At 43.3% G+C, this 19,920-nt stretch carries 16 protein-coding genes; 4 read left to right on the forward strand and 12 right to left on the reverse strand.

Annotated features, from left to right (window positions below; translation table 11 throughout):
* Position 1 precedes the first annotated feature (1 nt).
* The 3 genes from ACTD55_RS04315 to bioB are packed head-to-tail and all read right to left on the reverse strand — an operon-like array spanning position 2 to position 3,037.
* Positions 2-802 carry a methyltransferase domain-containing protein gene (locus ACTD55_RS04315; protein WP_438863079.1) on the reverse strand — a complete coding sequence of 267 codons (801 nt, stop codon included), beginning with the start codon at positions 800-802 and terminating at the stop codon, positions 2-4.
* Entirely contained in the window at positions 792-1,955 is a 1,164-nt protein-coding gene (gene bioF / locus ACTD55_RS04320) for an 8-amino-7-oxononanoate synthase (RefSeq protein WP_438863080.1), read from the reverse strand. The genes ACTD55_RS04315 and bioF overlap by 11 nt, the downstream gene beginning before the upstream one ends.
* Positions 1,956-1,987: 32 nt before the next feature.
* Positions 1,988-3,037: a biotin synthase BioB gene (gene bioB / locus ACTD55_RS04325; protein WP_438863081.1), complete on the reverse strand. Its 1,050-nt coding sequence runs from the start codon at positions 3,035-3,037 to the stop codon at positions 1,988-1,990.
* Between the two features lie 133 nt (positions 3,038-3,170).
* Here bioB and bioA point away from each other — a divergent pair, with 133 nt between their 5' ends.
* Positions 3,171-4,433, forward strand: a complete 1,263-nt coding sequence (bioA, locus tag ACTD55_RS04330; RefSeq protein WP_438863082.1) for an adenosylmethionine--8-amino-7-oxononanoate transaminase — start codon at positions 3,171-3,173, stop codon at positions 4,431-4,433.
* 2 nt (positions 4,434-4,435) lie between these two features.
* Here bioA and ACTD55_RS04335 read toward each other — a convergent pair whose 3' ends face one another.
* Entirely contained in the window at positions 4,436-4,906 is a 471-nt protein-coding gene (locus ACTD55_RS04335; RefSeq protein WP_438863083.1) for a hypothetical protein, read from the reverse strand.
* An 80-nt stretch (positions 4,907-4,986) separates the two neighbouring features.
* On the opposite strand from ACTD55_RS04335, the gene asnS reads away from it, so the two are divergent.
* On the forward strand, positions 4,987-6,384 hold the full coding sequence (gene asnS, locus ACTD55_RS04340) for an asparagine--tRNA ligase (protein WP_438863084.1): 1,398 nt from the start codon (positions 4,987-4,989) through the stop codon (positions 6,382-6,384).
* Between the two features lie 71 nt (positions 6,385-6,455).
* Here the strand turns inward: asnS and ACTD55_RS04345 are convergent, their stop codons facing one another.
* Both ACTD55_RS04345 and ACTD55_RS04350 read right to left on the reverse strand, forming a co-directional pair.
* The gene (locus tag ACTD55_RS04345; protein WP_438863085.1) at positions 6,456-7,007 is read right to left on the reverse strand and encodes an NAD(P)H nitroreductase; all 552 of its coding nucleotides are present in this window, start codon (positions 7,005-7,007) and stop codon (positions 6,456-6,458) included.
* 75 nt (positions 7,008-7,082) lie between these two features.
* The gene (locus ACTD55_RS04350; protein WP_438863086.1) at positions 7,083-7,715 is read right to left on the reverse strand and encodes an HvfX family Cu-binding RiPP maturation protein; all 633 of its coding nucleotides are present in this window, start codon (positions 7,713-7,715) and stop codon (positions 7,083-7,085) included.
* Between the two features lie 89 nt (positions 7,716-7,804).
* Here ACTD55_RS04350 and ACTD55_RS04355 point away from each other — a divergent pair, with 89 nt between their 5' ends.
* Positions 7,805-7,993 (forward strand): hypothetical protein, encoded by a 189-nt coding sequence (locus tag ACTD55_RS04355; RefSeq protein ID WP_438863087.1) that lies wholly within the window; start codon positions 7,805-7,807, stop codon positions 7,991-7,993.
* Positions 7,994-8,123: 130 nt separating this feature from the next.
* Here the strand turns inward: ACTD55_RS04355 and ACTD55_RS04360 are convergent, their stop codons facing one another.
* The 5 genes from ACTD55_RS04360 to ACTD55_RS04380 all read right to left on the reverse strand — a co-directional run bounded on the left by ACTD55_RS04360 (position 8,124) and on the right by ACTD55_RS04380 (position 16,659).
* A complete protein-coding gene (locus ACTD55_RS04360; RefSeq protein WP_438863088.1) occupies positions 8,124-8,444 on the reverse strand; it encodes a P-II family nitrogen regulator in 321 nt (106 codons plus the stop codon).
* A 71-nt stretch (positions 8,445-8,515) separates the two neighbouring features.
* Positions 8,516-11,653, reverse strand: coding sequence for an efflux RND transporter permease subunit (locus tag ACTD55_RS04365; RefSeq protein ID WP_438863089.1), 3,138 nt, complete (start codon positions 11,651-11,653; stop codon positions 8,516-8,518).
* 83 nt (positions 11,654-11,736) lie between these two features.
* The gene (locus tag ACTD55_RS04370) at positions 11,737-12,672 is read right to left on the reverse strand and encodes an efflux RND transporter periplasmic adaptor subunit (protein ID WP_438863090.1); all 936 of its coding nucleotides are present in this window, start codon (positions 12,670-12,672) and stop codon (positions 11,737-11,739) included.
* A complete protein-coding gene (locus ACTD55_RS04375) occupies positions 12,669-13,529 on the reverse strand; it encodes a TolC family protein (RefSeq protein WP_438863091.1) in 861 nt (286 codons plus the stop codon). The genes ACTD55_RS04370 and ACTD55_RS04375 overlap by 4 nt, the downstream gene beginning before the upstream one ends.
* Before the next feature lie 103 nt (positions 13,530-13,632).
* Complete coding sequence (locus tag ACTD55_RS04380) at positions 13,633-16,659, reverse strand: Tn3 family transposase (RefSeq protein ID WP_438863092.1); 3,027 nt, start codon at positions 16,657-16,659, stop codon at positions 13,633-13,635.
* 240 nt (positions 16,660-16,899) lie between these two features.
* On the opposite strand from ACTD55_RS04380, the gene ACTD55_RS04385 reads away from it, so the two are divergent.
* A complete protein-coding gene (locus ACTD55_RS04385; protein WP_438863093.1) occupies positions 16,900-17,550 on the forward strand; it encodes a recombinase family protein in 651 nt (216 codons plus the stop codon).
* A 72-nt stretch (positions 17,551-17,622) separates the two neighbouring features.
* On the opposite strand, the gene ACTD55_RS04390 is transcribed toward ACTD55_RS04385, so the two are convergent.
* The gene (locus ACTD55_RS04390; protein ID WP_438863094.1) at positions 17,623-19,860 is read right to left on the reverse strand and encodes a heavy metal translocating P-type ATPase; all 2,238 of its coding nucleotides are present in this window, start codon (positions 19,858-19,860) and stop codon (positions 17,623-17,625) included.
* Positions 19,861-19,920 lie beyond the last annotated feature (60 nt).

A 19,920-nucleotide genomic window follows, 5' to 3' on the forward strand; every position in this document is an offset into this window, starting at 1 on the left:
TTCAATCCGGCTGTTTAGTTAACTGTAAAAAACTGATCTGATAACTTAAAGGCAATAAGCCTTGTTCATTACGATAAGCCTCGTAATGGCGATTAAGTTCCAGTAATGATTGCCGCGTTAATGGGCGACAATCATTCGATGTCATGTGCGTCTTGACGTTCGCTCCAATACTTTTTATTGAACCGATTAATTGCCGCACATCCGTATGAAAAGTCACATACTCTTGTTGCTTGGCCATCACCTTAAATCCGGCTTGAGTCGCGGCACTGCACAATAAATCATGGCTTGGAAACGGATTAATTGGCGCCCTCCCCTGAGAATGTGTCCAGCATCGCTGCCACTGTTTGAAGGAACCCTGCGACATGATTGCCAGCACGCCATCAGCGGATTTATCCATCACCCGAAAGCACTCATTAAAAACCCGTGGAATCGACTCGCACCATTGCAACGCCATGGATGAAAATAATGCCTGAATACTGTTGTCCGCTAGGGGCAATTGCTCAGCATCTCCGGCTATCCAGTTTAACTCAGCCTGATGTTGACTAGCCGAGCGCTGCCGGGCAAATTGCAACATTCCTTCGGCCAAATCCAAACCGATGACCTTGGCATGTTGAGGTTGCAAACATTGGGTCACCCTACCCGTGCCGGCCCCAATATCCAAAACCACACCCTGACTTGGTTTGAGCATTTTCAGAGCATCTTTGGCCACTTGCCATTGCACATCGGCGGCTTGATCATAATCGGCGGCCGCCCGGCTAAACTGCCGGGCAATACGTTGTTTAAGATCCATACTAGTCTGCATTATTTAATGCTCTAGCCAAGGATATTAATAACTGCTCCAGCATGGTTTGCTGGTGCGATGCGGTTAGTGTGATACGCAATCTATCCGTTCCTTTGGGAACAGTTGGCTGACGAATGGCACTCAACCATAACCCCTGTTGTTGCAATACTTGGCTGATGCTAAGTGCCCGCTGGGGGTGGCCAATCATCACAGGTTGAATGGCGCTATCCGATGGCATTAATGGAATACCTAGTTGGGCAGCGCGAGTCTTGAAATAACCGATATTCTCCTGCAGTTTATGCCGACGCCAGACTTGCGAACGGATCAGAGTCAGACTGGCATCAGTGGCCATGGCTTGAGCGGCAGGTAAATGAGTGCTGTAGATATAATGACGGGCGGTATTAAGCAGATAGTCAATCAATTCTTGACTACCGGCAACAAAAGCGCCTGCGGTTCCCACGGCTTTACCAAAAGTCGCCATTAAGATGGGTAATCGGGATTGTGATAAATCATGTAATTCAGCACTTCCCATCCCCTTGTCACCCAGCACTCCAAAACCGTGTGCATCATCCACCATTAACCATGCGTTATTGTCGGTACATAAACGGCTTATATCAGTTAAGGGGGCTGCATCTCCGTCCATGCTAAAGACGCCCTCGGTAACAACTAATTTATTGTCGTGGGGAGATACGATTAAACGCTGTAAATGCGCAAGATCATTATGTACATAACGCTGTAATTTGCCGTTACTGGCAAGCGCACCGTCAATTAACGACGCATGACTGAGTTTATCGGCGATGATCACCCCGTCTCCGGCCATTAAACTTTGACAAACCGCCTGATTCGCAGCAAAACCAGAATTAAACAACAAGACCGCTTCACGACCTAAATAATCAGCCAAATGGTTTTCCAGAGTATGATGAGCATGGGTATAACCCGTCACCAGGGGGGAAGCCCCACTTCCTGCTGGGTACTGACAAATCGCGTTTTGCCATGCCGTTTTTAATTCAGTGGATTGGGCTAAGCCCAAATAATCGTTACTGGCAAAATTAACGTAACGCTGACCATTTATTTCAATGCGGCCATCATCACAAGGGATTACCGCTTGGCGCTGTCGATACAACGAATTAGTCCGACGCTTTGCTAGCGCCGAACTAATAAATTCAAAGGCCATAATGGTTCTCTATCTAAGACGTAAATGCGGTATCATGATGCCGCATCATAAAAAAGAGGCGTTTGTTGTTGCTCAACAATAGCATCAGACAGTGCCGCTTGATGTACTTCATCAGAAAACCCTTGTCTGGCTTCGGGGCGAATTCCCAACTTTTGGAATAACAACTGATCAGAATCTGCTTCCGGATTGGCTGTGGTTAATAATTTGCTGCCATAAAAAATAGAGTTCGCACCTGCAAAAAAACATAAAGCCTGCATTTGCTCGTTCATTTCTTCACGGCCAGCCGATAATCGTACATGAGACCGGGGCATCATGATTCTGGCTACGGCAATGGTACGAATAAACTCAAAGGGATCCAGATCCACCTCATCCTGTAATGGTGTCCCCTCAACCTTAACCAGCATATTAATTGGTACACTTTCCGGTTGCTGAGGCAAGTTAGCCAGTTGGACTAATAATCCGGAACGGTCATTAGCGCTTTCCCCTAAACCGACAATTCCTCCGGAACAAATTTTCATTCCGGAATCTCGGACATTTTGCAAGGTATCCAACCTGTCAGCATAAGTGCGAGTAGTAATAATCTCGCCATAAAACTCTGGTGAGGTATCCAGATTGTGATTGTAGTAATCTAATCCTGACTCTTTAAGCATGGCGGCCTGTTCACGACTTAACATGCCTAAGGTCATGCAGGACTCCAATCCCAAGGCTTTTACCCCTTTGACCATTTCGATAATATACGGCATGTCACGATCTTTCGGATTACGCCATGCGGCACCCATACAAAAGCGGGTTGACCCCAGTTCTTTGGCTTTTTTTGCTTCAGCCAATACTTTTTCTACTTCCAGTAAACGCTCTTTTTCCACATCAGTAGTGTAATGAGCGCTTTGCGGACAATATTTACAATCTTCCGGACAAGCGCCGGTTTTAATCGATAACAAGGTGCTGACTTGCACTTCATTAGGATCAAAATTGGCACGATGAATACTTTGTGCTTTAAACAGTAAGTCATTAAAAGGTAGAGCAAATAATGAATTTACCTCAGCCACTGTCCAATCATTGCGAATATCTGCAGAGCCAGTCATAGTGTTCCTTTACAAGTTATGAATGCTGGCTTAGTCTATTGCTCGCTTCAAACTTGTCAACCCAATCGATTAAAACAGGTTAACAGAAGCCTTATTTTTAACCACTCATTAATCCCAAAGGTAAATCATCACCATGGATCTCTCTTTCGATCAGCAGCATATCTGGCATCCCTACACCTCTGCGACCCATCCGTTACCCTGCTACGGTGTTGACTCGGCTCAGGGGGTCTATTTACATATGCAGGATGGCAAGCAATTGATTGATGGTATGTCATCCTGGTGGTCAACTATCCATGGCTATAACCACCCCGTACTGAATCAAGCGGCTAAAGATCAAATCGATCGCGTCTCACATGTAATGTTTGGTGGCTTGACCCATCAACCGGCTATCGATTTGTGTCGCGCTTTAATTGACGTTGCACCGCAAGGCCTAGAACGAGTGTTTCTGGCTGACTCGGGTTCGGTAGCAGTTGAAGTTGCGATGAAAATGGCCATTCAGTATTGGGCTTGTCAGGGCAATACGGATAAATTTCGCTTTGTTACGCCTCGTAACGGTTACCATGGAGATACTTTTTCAGCGATGTCTGTGTGTGATCCGATTAATGGAATGCACAGTCTGTTTAGCAAAGTATTACCCCAACAACTTTTTGCTCCCGCCCCACAAACCCGCTTTGATCAGCACTGGAATGAAGATGACTTTATGCCAATGCAAGAATTGGTTGAACGTCATCATCACGAATTAGCGGCATTAATACTCGAACCTGTTGTACAAGGTGCAGGGGGAATGCGTTTCTATCACCCGATGTATTTGCAGCGCTGTCGCCAACTCTGTGATCAGTACGACTTATTATTAATATGTGATGAAATTGCCACTGGATTTGGCCGTACTGGAAAATATTTTGCTTGTGAGCATGCCGATATTAGTCCGGATATTTTATGTCTGGGTAAAGGGTTAACCGGTGGATATATGACTTTGGCCGCCACCTTATGTACGGAAGATGTGGCCGCGGGGGTGTGCGAAGGCCAGCCGGGTGTATTTATGCACGGCCCGACTTTTATGGGTAATCCTTTAGCTTGCGCAGTTGCCAATGCCAGCTTGAGTTTGTTGGCCAACAATGATTGGCAAACACAAGTGGCGAATATAGAAACTCAACTGCAACAACAATTAACCCCATGCCTTGATTTAGCTAATGTGGCCGATGTGCGGGTGTTAGGCGCAATTGGGGTAGTTGAAACCAAGCAACCAGTAGAGATGGCCATTATTCAGAAAAAATTCGTTGATGCCGGGGTGTGGATCCGTCCTTTCGGCAAGTTAGTATATATTATGCCGCCTTATATTATTCAGCCGGAACAACTCAGCAAATTAACAGAAGCGATTTTTAACGCGTTAAAGTAGTTCTATATTTCAACATTTAGCAGTAAATAAACCAACGATGCACTGGCAATTAACATCAAAAAAAAGATATTAACCCACAGTGCATCGGTTTTGCGTCTGGCACGTCGGCTACGCAGCACAATCATCAATACAGACATCACCACACAAAACACTAATAACCACACTAGCCAGCCCACTAATGAATGATTCCAGCCTTCACGGGTATCAATATCCAAAAAGCGGCTAAATCCGGTTTCCAGCTCTGGCCGGGCAAAATGAAATACGGCTAATGCAGCGACAAAAAATCCCCACGCAAGCACATTGCTTAGTACCATTAAGCGAGAAAGTAGATCACCCTTCTGATGCCGTTGATCACTGAAGTAAGTTTTATTGTCATTAGGCATTATTTTTACTTGAGTCTGTCCACCAGCCAAGTAACATTGGCGGTCTGAATGAAAGAGTCTTATCTTGGCATTGAAAAAGCTAATTTTCATCCCAAATATCCATAAATCGACTCAAAACACTAAAAACAATCCAAAATCAGCTGTCGGTTGATTTTGCTATGGAGATACACATGACGCACACCCCAATTACTGACGTACTCGCTGGTAAATATTCAGCCGGTTCGGATGTGGTAGTAAAAGGTTGGATCAGAACCCGACGCGATTCTAAAGCAGGTTTATCCTTTTTGGCCGTACACGACGGTAGTTGTTTTGATCCGGTGCAAGTCATTGCCTTAAATTCGTTATCCAATTACGAAGAAATCAAAAAACTGACCGCAGGTTGTTCAGTCGCAGTTACAGGTAAAATCAAACCGTCCGAAGGACAAGGCCAAGCGTGGGAAATCGATGCAGAGCAAGTTGAGGTTATCGGCTGGGTAGAAAACCCGGACACTTACCCTATGGCGGCTAAACGTCATTCGTTAGAATATTTGCGCGAACATGCCCACCTGCGTGCCCGTACAAATGTGATGGGTGCCGTTACTCGTGTCAGAAACTGTTTATCCCAAGCCATTCATCGTTTTTTCCATGAGCAAGGCTACTTTTGGATCAGTACTCCCATTATTACAGCCAGCGATTGCGAAGGTGCCGGCGAAATGTTCCGGGTATCCACACTGGATATGGTCAACTTACCGATGACCGACAAAGGTGAAGTAGATTATTCACAGGATTTCTTTGGTAAAGAGGCCTTTTTAACTGTGTCTGGCCAGTTAAACCTGGAAACACTGTGTAGCGCTATGTCCAAGGTCTATACCTTTGGCCCCACATTCCGTGCCGAGAACTCCAATACCAGTCGTCATTTGGCCGAATTTTGGATGATTGAGCCTGAAGTTGCCTTCGCCGATTTGAATGATATGGCGGTACTTGCAGAACAATTACTCAAGTATGTGTTTAAGGCGGTATTGGCCGAACGACCTGATGATATGGCGTTTTTTGCAGAACGTATCAACAAAGACGTGATTACTCGCCTAGAACAAGTGGTATCACAGGATTTTGTGCGCATGGACTACACCGATGCGATTGAAATTTTAAAAGCCAGCGGTAAAAAGTTCGAATTCCCGGTTGAATGGGGTATCGACCTATCTTCTGAACATGAACGCTATTTAGCCGAAGAACATATTGGCGCACCGATCATCATGCAAAATTATCCCAAGGATATTAAAGCATTTTATATGCGCCAAAATGAAGATGGTAAAACCGTGGCGGCAATGGATGTATTAGCACCGGGTATCGGTGAAATTATCGGTGGCGCGCAACGTGAAGAACGTTTGGATATTCTTGATCAACGCCTCGAAGAAATGGGGCTGGATGCGGCTGACTACAGCTGGTATCGCGATCTGCGTCGTTATGGTACCGTACCTCATGCTGGGTTCGGTTTAGGTTTTGAACGTCTGGTGGCGTATGTTACCGGTATGCAAAACGTGCGCGACGTGATTGCCTTTCCACGTTCACCTGGTAACGCCAATTACTAAGTTATGAACAGTGAGCAACAAAAAAGCACCTTCATTGGTGCTTTTTTGTTGGCTAAAGCGAGTTAAGGGTTCTATTCCCAAATTTCAAAATACTGACTGGAATCTTTAGCGGCCGGTGTGGCGGATTTTCCCATCGCAGTTCCTACATACAAGAAACCGATAATTTCATCTTCTTCGGCCAAATTTAGCGCATTTTTAACTTCATCAAATCGTGCATAGGCGCCAGTGCGCCATACTCCCGCAAACCCTTGGGCGACTGCGGCCATTTGCATCGCATGGATGGCACAAGATGTCGATGCCACCTGCTCTACCCACGGCACTTTAGCGTGTTCAACAAATTTGCTAATGGCCACAATCACCATGGGTGCGCGCAACGGTAAATCCGGTGCCCGTTCAATATCTTTGTCGGACATATCATTGGCAATCGCGGCTAGCTCAAATATATCGCCCAATTTACGCAATCCACTGCCTCTACAAACAATAAACTTCCATGGCGTTAAACCAGCATGATCGGGCGCTCTTAATCCCGCTTGCATTATATTTTCCAGCACCTCCCCCTGAGGTGCTGGTTCCTGTAATCGGGGTTGAGATGAACGGTTTAATAACAGATCCAGAGCTTGCATAATTTGCCTTAATTGTTGGGCTAGTTATATTGTGCTTAAGTTAGGAAAACCCACGCTCGATTACAATAGAAATTTTCATTTTTTGACGGTTGGCATAAACCGTTTGCTTAACCAGTAGTCAACGCTAGTGAATTTTCCACCGCCAATAAAAAATAGGGTTAATAGCATGACAAAATACGTTGCCGCAAATTCAATACCGTTATTCAATATAACGAAATTTCCGCTGCTGGTTAGCCAATCGTAATTACCGTGCTGTTGCAATATCTGCCGGGCAAACTCCAGCTTTTTAGGCGTTTCCATCACGTTATCATTACGCAATATTGTGCCATCTGCCAACCAACTAGAGGCATCGGCAATCGCCAACCAGCCGTTCTGCCAATGCACCGTGATGGCAGCAACAAGCATGGTGATCATTAATGGAATGGAAATCCAACGAGTGGCCAGGCCGATAACTAATAAAATAGCCCCAATCAATTCACTACCAACGGCTAAACTGGCAAACACCTCAGGCCAAGGTAATCCCAACCCCCAATCAGAATTACCAAACCATTCAACGGTATCGTCAAAATACTGAAATTTGTTCCAACCGGCTTGCATCAATATGGGAGCCAGATATAAACGCAATAAAAGAGGGGCAACTCCTTCAACAAGGCGAGTTTTATTTAACGCACGATGTAATGGTTGATATAAGTCGATAAATTTTTTCATTATTATTCCTGTTGTTAGTGACCAGCACATCAATCTGCAGTTGTTTGGTATAAGATAGACAGACAACATAAAAACTTTCGTTTGACACTATGACAACCCCAAAAAAATCACCTTTAAATAATCTGTTTGAGCGTCAACAACCCAAAGTTAACGCCAAACCTGATATGGGAAAATTGTTAACCTGTCTAGCCGAAGAAGATCATAAAAGGATCGCCCAATTAATTCAGAAGTGGTTAAACGAAAGCGAGGCTAACCAGACTGGTAAGCCCCGTAAATAAAGGAGGCTATTCTATTGCTTAGCCAACTGTACACAATTGCGTCCAACCGCTTTGGCTTTATATAAGCACACACGGCTAGTGCAAAAAGAGCGTTATCGAGAAGCTCGGCTTATTCAGTGTTCAGGTTAAATTAATTTTCGGTACCGTTAATTGGTAGTACTTGCTCAATTGGACTGACATAAATCCAACCGGATATGTTGGTTCCAATTTTCCCCGCATTACGAATAATGGTCGTAACCTCATCCACCCGCTCATCTTCACATACAAGTGATAATTGTACTTCAGATATAACCACGCCAGCTTCTGACGAATACTCTAACTCATGCTCTCCCAATGGATTTAAAGTTCCCTTGACATCAAGTAATGAGATGTTTATGTAACCTCTACCGCGCAATGTATCGACAACATCAGCAGAGCGAATGTGATGTATAAAAGCTTTAATCTGTTTCATATTAATACTCCAATAATAAATATTTTTGCTGGAAAACAGAACGCGAAATACACCACGCTCCGTTACCAAAACTAAGCGGTAGAATCGCTATTTTCATCAATCGAATTTGACTTTCGCCAAGCTAAACGATACAGGCCTGGAAGTACCAAAAGGGTGAGTAATGTTGAAGATATAATCCCCCCTATTACAACCGTCGCTAATGGTCTTTGCACCTCAGCCCCAGTACTGGTATTGAGAGCCATGGGTAAAAATCCCAATGCGGCGACCAGAGCGACCATCAATATAGGCCGAAGTCGAAGCATGGCTCCATCAAGAATCGAATATTCAATCGATTCGCCACGTTTAAGTGCATCTCTGAATGCTGATACCATCATAACGCCGGTCAACACTGATACTCCGCACAATGTAATAAACCCAACACCCGCGGTGATAGAGAGGGGAATATCGCGAAACCAAAGTGCAATAACACCACCGGTCAAAGCCAGTGGTACACCACTGAAAACCAGCGCCGCATCCTTTGCCGAACCGAAGGTCATCATCAATAACGCAAAAATCATCACCAATGTCACAGGAACTAACACACTTAATCGTTGAGATGCCGATTGTAATTGCTCGAAAGTCCCACCATATTCCAGCCAGTAGCCGGGCGGAAGTTTGACTTGTTGAGCTATTTTGCTTTGAACTTCTGTTACAAACCCACCCAAATCGCGACCTTTTACGTTAGCACTCACCACTAAACGACGCTTACCGTTTTCACGTGAGATTTGATTAGGCCCTGGGGCCAATTTGAGGCTAGCCACTTCTCGCAAAGGCACATAACCACCTTCAGGTAACAGAATGGGGAGCCGTTCCAGCGCACTTATGTCTCCCCGTATTCGTTCCGCCACCCGAACCACAATTGAAAACCGTCTATCACCTTCAAAGATTAAACCGGCTTCCTCTCCACCTGTAGCGGCGGCCAACACATCTTGTACATCCGCGACATTCAACCCATAGCGATAAAGAATCGAACGATCAACTTCGACGGAAAGAATGGGCAAACCCGAGACTTGTTCTACTTTAACGCCTTCTGCTCCTACAATACCGCTTAATACTGAGGCGATTTCTCCACCGGATTTAAGTAGTTGTTCTAAATTATCTCCAAATACCTTAATACCCAGGTCGGAACGCACACCCGATATCAGTTCATTAAAGCGAAGTTGAATAGGTTGGCTTATTTCAAACGCATTGCCCGGTAATAACGCCATCTTTTTACCCATTTCATCCACTAATTGAGCCTTGGATTTATCAGGATCGGGCCATTCACTGCGATCTTTTAACATCACATATCCATCGGAAATATTTGGCCCCATGGGATCACTAGCGACTTCGGCTGTACCTACACGAGAAAAATAGGTTTTAACTTCCGGAATTTCCAATACGGTTTTTTCCAATTGAAATTGCATATCCAGGGATTGATTGAGGCTGGTACCAGGAATACGCAATGCTTGGACGGCAATATCGCCCTCATCCAAATTGGGGATAAATTCAGTCCCCATCTTCATCGCAAGAGTTCCAACCAAGACGACAAAAATCAATGCGGCGGATAACACAACAAGTCGAAATTTAAGGGCCCAGCGCAATATTGGTGTGTAAATTTGCTTGGAATAACGCACGATAAAATTGTCTTTTTCCTCAATATGCCCGGTCATGATCAGAGCCACAGCGGCGGGGACAAAGGTAAGTGACAACACCAATGCAGACAACAATGCCATGATCACCGTCATTGCCATCGGCGTAAACATTTTTCCTTCTACCCCTGTGAGCGCCAATATGGGCAAATTAACCAAGATAACGACTAATACACTGATTAAGCTAGGGGTAAATACTTCGCGGGTGGCGGTAAACACGGTTTGAAAGCGTTCATCTAAACTCAGTGTTCGCCCAAGATGATGTTGTCGACCTGCCAAGCGTAAAATACAACTTTCAACAATGATTACCGCCCCATCAACAATCAAACCAAAGTCTAGTGCCCCAAGACTCATCAAATTAGCACTCACTTTAGCCTGTACCATGCCCGTCATCAGCATCAACATAGATAAAGGGATCACCATCGCGGTCAGTAATGCGGCCCTGACATTACCCAGCATAATTAAGAGTACAACGACCACTAATACCGCGCCTTCAGCCAAATTGGCTTGCACTGTCGCAATAGTTTTATCAACCAGTACCGTACGGTTATAAACCGGCTCAGCAACAACCCCCTCCGGGAGTGTTTTATTGATTTCTTGCAACTTTGTTGACACCGCTTGGGAAACAGCTCGACTATTGCCTCCCAGTAACATTACAACAGTCCCCAAGACCGTTTCTTTACCATCACGTGTCGCGGCTCCAGTACGTAGCTGTTTACCAAATCCAACATCGGCGACATCCGCAACAGTGATAGGTAAACCGGCTCGGTATGCAACAATGATTTTCTCAATCTCCGGTATATCTTTTACCTGCCCAGGTGCACGGATCAAATATTGCTCACCGTTTTTTTCAATATAACCCGCACCGACATTGGCATTATTTTTATTCAGCGCAGCGACCAAATCATCAAAGCTGAGCTGGTAAGCCAGCAGTTTTGATGGTTCTGGAGTAATATGATATTGCTTTTCAAAACCGCCAATGGTGTTGACTTCCGTCACTCCTGGTACCAACCGCAATTGTGGACGAATCACCCAGTCCTGCAAAGTTCGTAACGCAGTCGCATCATAAGACTCTCCATTTTCTTGTAAAGCTCCCGGCTTTGCATTAATTGCATAGTGGAATATTTCACCGAGTCCGGTGGCAACCGGTCCCATAACTGGCTCAATCCCCGACGGCATCTCACTTTTTGCCTGCTGCAACCGTTCATTAATCAGGTTACGAGCAAAATAGATGTCTGTCCCTTTCTCAAACACCACTGTCACTTGAGATAATGCATACCGCGAAATCGAACGGGTGCTCTCTACATAAGGCAAACCAGTAATCGCTAATTCCACCAGGTAGGTTATACGTTGCTCTACTTCCAGCGGTGAGTAACCTGGCGCTCCTGTGTTGATTTGCACTTGAACGTTAGTAATATCCGGTACGGCATCAATAGGCAGATTTTGATAGTTCCAGCCCCCCAATGTAGCCGTTACCAGAACAAGAAACATCACCAACCAGCGCCGAGCGATAGAAAATTGAATCAATTTATCGATCATAATGAACTCCTGCTCTTAAACCATATGACAGATTGAAATTGATACGGCCGATCGGCGTTTTAAGCGGCACTAAACAAGATTGATTAATGACCATGTTCAGCATCCTCCTTACCCAATTCTGACTTCAGAACAAAACTGTTTCTGCTGACGTATATTTCTTTGCTGCTCAGGCCATTTAAGATTTCACTTAAATCTCCATCGGTGCGGCCCAAAGTCACTAAACGCGGTTCGAAACCTTTCTCACCTTGTACAAATACAACAGGGTTACCTTCGATTATTTGTATTGCTTCATTACGCACGACCACCGGAGCTGTAATTTCTGCTTGTGTAATTTGGGCATTAACGAAAAGGCCGGGCTTCCACTCCCCTTTAGGGTTTTCAACTAGGGCACGAGCGGTGACAGTTTGATTAGCACTGCCACCTTGGGGGGCAATATAGATAATTTTTCCATCGGAAAAATGTTTCGAATCGAGGCTGATAATACGAACGTTCTGGCCAAGCTCAATCAAACTAACATCTCGAGGAAAAATAGACAGTTCCACCCAAACGCTGGAAAAATCCTGAACCACCAACAAGGAGGAGTCAGTAGTGTGCTCACCAACGTTAGCATTTCGTTGGGTGACCACGCCGTTCAACGATGATTTTATCGTATAGGTTTTCAAGCTGTCGTTGGCTTCAACGGTCAATAGCGTTTCACCTTTTTCAACTTGATCTCCAACACTTTTATTGACATTGCGAATAATGCCGCTAAAACGCGCCTTTATTGATTGAATTCGCTCTGCATTGGGTATAACAACGCCATAAACTGGCAATACATCACGAATGGTGCCTGATGTAGCACTTAGCATTTGAATATCTGAATATTCGATTTGCTGCTCAGTCAGCTTAATGTGAACTTCTTCACTATGCTCCTCTTGAATACCAATTTCGGCGAAAACTGGGCCGGAGAACAAGATCATAGCAAAACAATAATTCATAAGGTGAGTAAATAATTTTTTCTTGCGAGAGATTAATTTCATTGTGGTGTTCCTGAAAAAGTATTGTCGTCAATATTCAGCGGCTCTGCGGTTAGTTGCTCAATTTCAGCACCATAACTTAAAGCTGCAGCGGCGGCTTCAATCTGAGTGCGTTTGGCAGTCAATAACTCTTGACGTGCACTGACATATTCGAGATAACCGTAACGACCGCGCTGATAGGCAGACTCCGTTTCTATTAAAGCCTCTTCAAGAGCTGGAATGATGGAAGCGTTCAGAGTATTAACAGTGATGATGGCTTGTTGACGATTATGAAAAGCGCGGAATAATTGTGTATGTAAATCAAGTAAGAGCACTTCCCGTTGAATTAAAACCTGCGTTTTAGCTGCTTGTGCAGTTGCAACTGCACCGGAGTTTCGTTTGTCTGCAAACAGCGGCATGCTGAATCCAGCGAGTAATGCTGTATCATTACTTTCCTGAATTCGACGAACTCCTACTGACCAACTTATATCAGCACTGGCCTGAGTTTGCGCAAGACGGATTTCAGCGTCTTTGAGGCGGGACTGTGCAGCAAATATTTCTATTCGCGGATTTTCTTTCACTTTTTCATATAACGTTTCAAATGTGACGTTATTGCCAAACTGAAATAGATCCCCCGCAACTTGATTAAAATCTGGAGTAGTCAATCCCCACAGCGCTGACAATGCCGTTTTTAGGTAAGAAAAACGTTGCTGCTCTGCCAGTAAAGTCAATTTCGCTTGTGCTGTAACGGCCTGCGCCCGCTTTACTTCTGCTTCGGGAGTGGCACCCGCACTGGCTCTTTTTTGCACTATTCTTAAGCCTTCGCTAGCTAATTCAGCGGCTTCCTTGGCCAGAATAACCTGCTTTTGTACCGCCAGCACAGCGATATATGGGGTTGTGCGCCCATTTCATCGAAAAGTCCAAAGCTAGCCTGTAGACCTTGATACGAAAGGCCTACAGAGCATCGGTATATAAATTGGAATATTAGGCAACTACCATTAGTAGCTCTTCGTCCGCTAATGGGTCAAGGTTTTCCAACAGTCTGTCTACACTGATGTTATTTTTCTTAATTCCAAACGTATAATTACCTGCCAGTTGTATATGCCGCCATGCCACCGGTGATAAATTGGCGATCATATTTATAGCCTCTTGATTGTTTTCAAGCTCAAATTTCTCAATCAGACCTGATAGCAATGCTGAATTATAATAGATGATGCAATTTGCTATGATCCTTGCACAATCATTCCATTGCTCTATTTGATAGTCCTGACCACCTCTAAACTGGTTGCCATTAATGGAAGCAATTGCTCTTCTCAGTTGATGGTATGCTTCACCACGGTTGAGTGCTTGTTGGACGAACTGGCGTAAGGTTTTGCTATCAACATAATCAAGCATATATTGGCATTTTATCAACCGGTCGTATTCGTGAAGGGCTGCCAGTGTCCGGCTGTTTTTTTTATTGTTGGATAGTTTTTTAATGATGGTGCTCTGTGTTGCTGTTTTTCGGCTCAGAGAACAAATTATCCATTGAATATTTACCCACTCCCTTTTTATCAGTCCGGTGTTGATCGGTTTCTTTAGCTGCAAAGTCAGTTTGTCTCCGAATTCGACTTCAAACATGTCATTGAAAGCATTCTTAAATTTTGCATAACGTGGAGCAAACTGATATCCAAACAAATCCAATATCGCGAAATTTACGTTGTTAACACCATGCGTATCGGTGGTCAGTGTCTTAGGCTGGATATCGCTGGTATTGTTATACAGCAAATCAAACGCATGATGCGCTTCATATTCATTTGGCGAAATGACTTTTGTGTTTAGCGGAACATGGTTTGATACCAGCGTCAGCGCTGATACACCTTTACCTTTACGGAAATATTTGGCCGAATATCTGGCCCGGAAAGTATTAATACGGCAGGAAAACTTTTGACCATCAATACTGGCAAATGGTGCTGCTTCATTTATGGTGTAGTGTTTGAATATAGGAAGTACGGCTAAGGCATCTGATATCACGTCGTTGGCATCACTGGTTGTTTCAGGACGAATGTATCCGTCATTGACCGCCCTCAAAACACCAATGGTGCGATCTGAAATTGAAGACATATGATGTAATCCGTAATTTGACCCGTTACCAAAAACACATGCAAGCAGATCATCTTCCCCTGCTTTGACGCTATGTTTTTTGGAGGCGACATTCTTGAATGCGTTGAGATAACCCGTTTTTTTATTGACGTAATCCATGATCTCTATGATCCCCATATGTCGGATTTGAGTGTATACCGGATTATCAAGATCATCTTTCCAACGCTTGTTTGCCAGTGTCCAGGTGAGTTGATTAATACGGGGCTGCCGTTTTACTAAATCATTAGCATCATCATTAATACTGTTACCCAGATGTTTCATAGACAAACGCAGTTTTTTCATTAGCCCTGATAACGTTTGATCAATTGGAGTATTGAGTTTGGGTAACCCCGATTTTTGTATAATTATTTCGCTGTCTTTCCATTCGCTCTGTGGGATCAAATCATCTTCAAGCCTTTTATTATCTGCACTTTCCGTAACATAGATGCTGTTGCTATTTATCAGTTTAGACACCCTTTGATACAAATAATACTCAAACCGTTTTGTATTTACTTGATCATTTTCGAGTAAATATTTTTTGTCCTGGCTGCTGAATAGTCGCTGATCAACCGTAGTCAGTTTTTTGTCTTTATTGAGCTCAGATTTTGATGTTGTCAGCTGTGATGCCAGTACCTGCAAGGCAGGATCACAATCTATATCAATAGCCATAAACAGAGATCTCATAGAATTGGCTATTTTCCGGTATTGCGCATCGATAAACTGCCACTCATAGAGCGTTTTATCAAAGCTGTTTTGATGAAGATGTTTACTGATCAGCCGTAATTCGTCTTTTGAAATAACGGCAAAGGCATCCTGGCGAATATCACCAAACGCCGTTTTGTCACTGATATCGTCATCCACAAAAAGTTTCAGGATATTGCCGGCACATGTTAGTTTGTCCCTTACCACTTCAAGCTCTTCTGCAATGCGCTGTTTCGCGGCAACTTTGGCAGCCTCTCCCTGTTTACGGGTAACGTATTGAAAGGCGGTAACCAGTTTATCATTGGTTTCCCGGTAACGAAAAAACAGATAACAGGCCATGTACAACATGCCTTGCCACTTCGGGTAACGACGAACTTTGTAAACGGACTGATGGTGAATAATCGAAGCGTAATAGTTCAGGTTGCCCTGCGATAAGCCTAGCTTCCCGATGAGGTGCTTCACATCCTGATAAACCTCTTTTATGGTATTGTGCGTATCTACCTCTTTGGCAAGCTGGGACGGACTAAAGTCTTTGGCTGAGCCTTTGTAGGGAGATAGGCTATTTAAAAGATCTTTGGTATGTAGAATTTTTTGCAATTTTTCCTGAGTTGTATCCGGCATATGGCAGGAAAGAATACCTTCTGTACGTTGCCGTTCACTGGCCAGCACGTTAGTAATAATGCTTTGCAGCGTTGAGTAGCCTGCCAGACCTGTTCGCTTTTGTCCAAAAAATGCCAGACATTCATCGAAAATGTATTTGGGGTAGGTACAAATTGTGGCAACATCCTGTAACCTAACTATCAGCTCTTGCTGATGCTGTTTTGAAAATCGCTCAAACCCCAATATCGAGTACATTTTTAATATCAATGTTGCTCTGGTGTTTTTCTTTATCACCGGGTATTTGGGCTTTTTGTCAGGGAAGTACGTAGAATAAATATATTCAACATCCTGCTTTACATCCCTTAGTTTGAATTTAGGTACCACGGGTTTTGCTCTGAAATATCCTATCAACAGGATCAGATATACCCTGGTTTCGATTTTCTCTAACCTCGCCAGGGTGCGTTTAATTTCAGGATCTAATGACAAGTACTCTTCTCGCTCTGCCTGGTTAAATACAGGACAAGAATAAAGTTCATCAATTTCCTGGCCGGTAAGTATCTGAATTCGGCTTGTTTTTACTTCTTTCATTTCATGTCAATCATTTTAATAAAAATCAACATATTATAGTGTCATGTCGATGTAATCGACATATATACAGCAATGAACTGGTCCAGCTGATGATACAAGACAGTAATCAGAATACGGTTCATTTTGAGTGTACCTTAACAAGACTAACGGAAGCTTCGTATTATAATAGTCCATTAATTGGTGAATACTATGTATAATGAACTAAAATAAAAAGACTATGTAAAATGGACTATTATAACAATGAGTACTTTTCGAACTTATGCTTATTTAAGAGCTTCGACCAAAGAGCAAGATGCGGGACGCGCAAAAGATGCATTAATACGATTTGCTAGTGAGCATGATCTAGTCATATCAGCGTTCTTTGCAGAAAATGAATCTGGGGCCAAACTTCAAAGACCTGAATTATTTAGGTTGCTTGAAATAGCCCAGAAAGGCGACGCAGTACTTGTGGAGCAAATAGATCGAATATCTAGATTAAAAGATAATGATTGGTACTCACTCAAGTCAATCATAAAAGCTAAGGGTTTAAGGGTTGTTTCATTAGATTTACCGACGAGTCACCAGTTTACTGTCGCAAATGACGAGTTTACAGGAAGGATGTTATCGGCCATTAATGACTTGATGCTCGATATGCTAGCGGCTATTGCAAGAAAGGACTATGAAGATCGAAGAAGACGCCAAAAAGAAGGTATCGTCAAAGCTAAATTGGAAGGTCGCTACCCTGGCCGGCCAAGTGACATAGAGTTACAGCAAAAGATTGAAGGTATGTTGTTGGATAAAAAATCCTATGACTATATTCAACATATTTTGGGCTGTTCCCGATCTACAATTTCCAAAGTTTCAAAAAGACTAAAACAAGATATTCTGGAACCAAATATGATGAATAAATGATGATAATTATACGAAAATTAGCAATCAAAAATGTGAATACTCTATGACATTCGCCCCCAAACGAGATATATTTTATTTTTTTAATAACCTCAAACCATTAGCCACCACTAATAAACTCGCGCCAACATCTGCAAAAACGGCCATCCACATGGTTGCTGAGCCTTGCAATGTTAATGCGAAAAAAATCACTTTAACTACCAGGGCAAAGGCTATGTTTTGCATGAGTATTTGATGGGTATTTTTTGATAACGAGATAAAGCTCGCAATTTTAGTTAAATCATCGTCCATTAGCGCCACATCGGCAGTTTCAATAGCGGTGTCTGTTCCCATAGCGCCCATGGCAAAACCAATATCAGCTTGTGCTAGTGCTGGTGCGTCATTAATGCCGTCACCGACCATAGCGACTGTACCTTGTGACATTAACTGTTTTATTTCATTTAACTTATCCGTGGGCAGTTGTTCGCCTTTGGCCTGATCAATACCTGCCTGCTCGGCAATAGCTTGCGCGGTAAATTGATTATCACCTGTTAGCATGATGGTTTTTATATTCATGCTATGCAGTTGTTTAATGGCATTTTTACTGTTTTCTTTAATGGTATCGGCAACCGCAAATAACGCCAGTACTTGGTGGTTATCGGTTAACATAACCACTGTTTTACCTTGCTGCTCTAAGTTATTTATCTGTGTTTGTAATACTTCGTTTTGAATAGTTAATAAATTAAATAGGCGATGGTTGCCTAAATAATAGTGTTCACCCTTGATATTACCTTGTACGCCTGTTCCAAGTAGTGCTTCAAAGTTTTCTACCGGGTGTAATGTAATGCTGTCTTTTTCTGCTTGTTGAGAAATAGCATGTGATACGGGATGATCAGAGCGATCTGCTAAACTTGCCGCTAGCTGCCGACAATGCTCGCTTTGCGTTGCATCTATAGCAATATAGTTCGTTTGTGTGGGCTTGCCGTGTGTAATTGTGCCGGTTTTATCTAATGCGAGCCAAGAAATATTTCGACCTTGTTCTAAATATACACCCCCTTTAATAAGAATACCTTTACGTGCTGCCGCAGCTAAGCCACTAACAACAGTTACTGGGGTTGAAATAACTAAGGCACAAGGACAAGCAATTACCAATATTACTAAAGCTTTGTAAATCCAATCGAACCAGTTTTCCTGAAAAAATAATGGCATAATAAGCGCAACGCCTAGGGCAATAAAAAAGACGATTGGCGTATAAATTTGTGCAAATTTATCAACAAAACGTTGCGTTGGCGCTTTTGTGCCTTGTGCTTGTTCAACAGCATGAATAATGCGCGATACAGTGGTATTGTTTGCCGTGGCAGTGACTTTAAATTCAAATGATCCTGACTGATTAATGGTGCCAGCAAATACTTTATCTCCTACCGTTTTTTCAATGGGTAAGCTTTCCCCTGTAATTGGCGCTTGATCTAAAGTTGAACGTCCTGAAACTATTTCACCATCTAAAGCAACCCTTTCCCCAGGACTCACCCTAACAAAACTGTTCAGAGACACTGATTTTGCAGGTACTTTACCCCATTCGCCATTACCGTGCTGTACATTGACTGTTTCGGGTGTAAGTTGTAATAATCCGGCGATGGCATTGCGAGCGCGATCGAGTGATTTAGCTTCTAAAATCTCTGATACCGTAAACAACACCATCACCATAGCAGCTTCAGGCCATTGCCCAATCAGTAGTGCACCCGTTACCGCAACGCTCATTAAGGCATTAATGTTTAAGTTGCCGCCGCGAATAGCTAGCCAACCTTTTTTATAGGTGTCTAGGCCGCTTATTGCCACGGCTAAAATAGCAAAGGCTGCTGCTAACCAGTTTGCGCCGCCAAACCAATCAACAGCTTCTGAACTTAGTGCAAGTAAGCCTGCAATAATTAATGGCCACCAAGAAATTTTAGCTGTGGCTATATTTTCATTGTCATCTTGTTCAGTGATTATTTGGGCATCAAAACCAAGTTCATTTATCGCTTTGATAATATTTGGCAAAGCATCTTTTGTATGTACAACGGTTAACGTACGTTGCATTAAGTTAAATTGTAAATCGATTACTTGATTGTTTTGTTTAAATTTATTGCGAATAAGACCTTCTTCGGTCGGGCAATCCATTTCTTGAATACGAAGTTGTGTGGTTTGAATATTTTCATCAACGGCTACAGCAGGATCTATAGGTTGCTCTACTGATTTGTTATCGGTAAGTGACACACTTGAGCAAGAACCACAGCAGGAAGCCTCATTATTGGGCTGCGTTTGTTTTTTCATTATTTTATTTAGTGCATTATTCATGGTGAAGTCACCTTTTTATTCATCAGTTAACCTTATTGCACTATTAAACACCTTGTAGTA

It is taken from the genome of Neptunicella sp. (genome assembly GCF_048268085.1).
Lineage (GTDB): Bacteria > Pseudomonadota > Gammaproteobacteria > Enterobacterales > Alteromonadaceae > Neptunicella.

Excerpts from the sequence above, each read along its gene's own strand:
- ACTD55_RS04385 (WP_438863093.1), top strand. The coding sequence starts at position 16,900 with ATGAGTACTTTTCGAACTTATGCTTATTTAAGAGCTTCGACCAAAGAG.
- ACTD55_RS04345 (WP_438863085.1), bottom strand. The coding sequence starts at position 7,007 with ATGCAAGCTCTGGATCTGTTATTAAACCGTTCATCTCAACCCCGATTA.
- ACTD55_RS04350 (WP_438863086.1), bottom strand. The coding sequence starts at position 7,715 with ATGAAAAAATTTATCGACTTATATCAACCATTACATCGTGCGTTAAAT.
- ACTD55_RS04355 (WP_438863087.1), top strand. The coding sequence starts at position 7,805 with ATGACAACCCCAAAAAAATCACCTTTAAATAATCTGTTTGAGCGTCAA.
- bioA (WP_438863082.1), top strand. The coding sequence starts at position 3,171 with ATGGATCTCTCTTTCGATCAGCAGCATATCTGGCATCCCTACACCTCT.
- ACTD55_RS04390 (WP_438863094.1), bottom strand. The coding sequence starts at position 19,860 with ATGAATAATGCACTAAATAAAATAATGAAAAAACAAACGCAGCCCAAT.
- ACTD55_RS04370 (WP_438863090.1), bottom strand. The coding sequence starts at position 12,672 with ATGAAATTAATCTCTCGCAAGAAAAAATTATTTACTCACCTTATGAAT.
- ACTD55_RS04335 (WP_438863083.1), bottom strand. The coding sequence starts at position 4,906 with ATGAAAATTAGCTTTTTCAATGCCAAGATAAGACTCTTTCATTCAGAC.
- bioF (WP_438863080.1), bottom strand. The coding sequence starts at position 1,955 with ATGGCCTTTGAATTTATTAGTTCGGCGCTAGCAAAGCGTCGGACTAAT.
- ACTD55_RS04380 (WP_438863092.1), bottom strand. The coding sequence starts at position 16,659 with ATGAAAGAAGTAAAAACAAGCCGAATTCAGATACTTACCGGCCAGGAA.
- bioB (WP_438863081.1), bottom strand. The coding sequence starts at position 3,037 with ATGACTGGCTCTGCAGATATTCGCAATGATTGGACAGTGGCTGAGGTA.
- asnS (WP_438863084.1), top strand. The coding sequence starts at position 4,987 with ATGACGCACACCCCAATTACTGACGTACTCGCTGGTAAATATTCAGCC.
- ACTD55_RS04365 (WP_438863089.1), bottom strand. The coding sequence starts at position 11,653 with ATGATCGATAAATTGATTCAATTTTCTATCGCTCGGCGCTGGTTGGTG.
- ACTD55_RS04360 (WP_438863088.1), bottom strand. The coding sequence starts at position 8,444 with ATGAAACAGATTAAAGCTTTTATACATCACATTCGCTCTGCTGATGTT.
- ACTD55_RS04315 (WP_438863079.1), bottom strand. The coding sequence starts at position 802 with ATGCAGACTAGTATGGATCTTAAACAACGTATTGCCCGGCAGTTTAGC.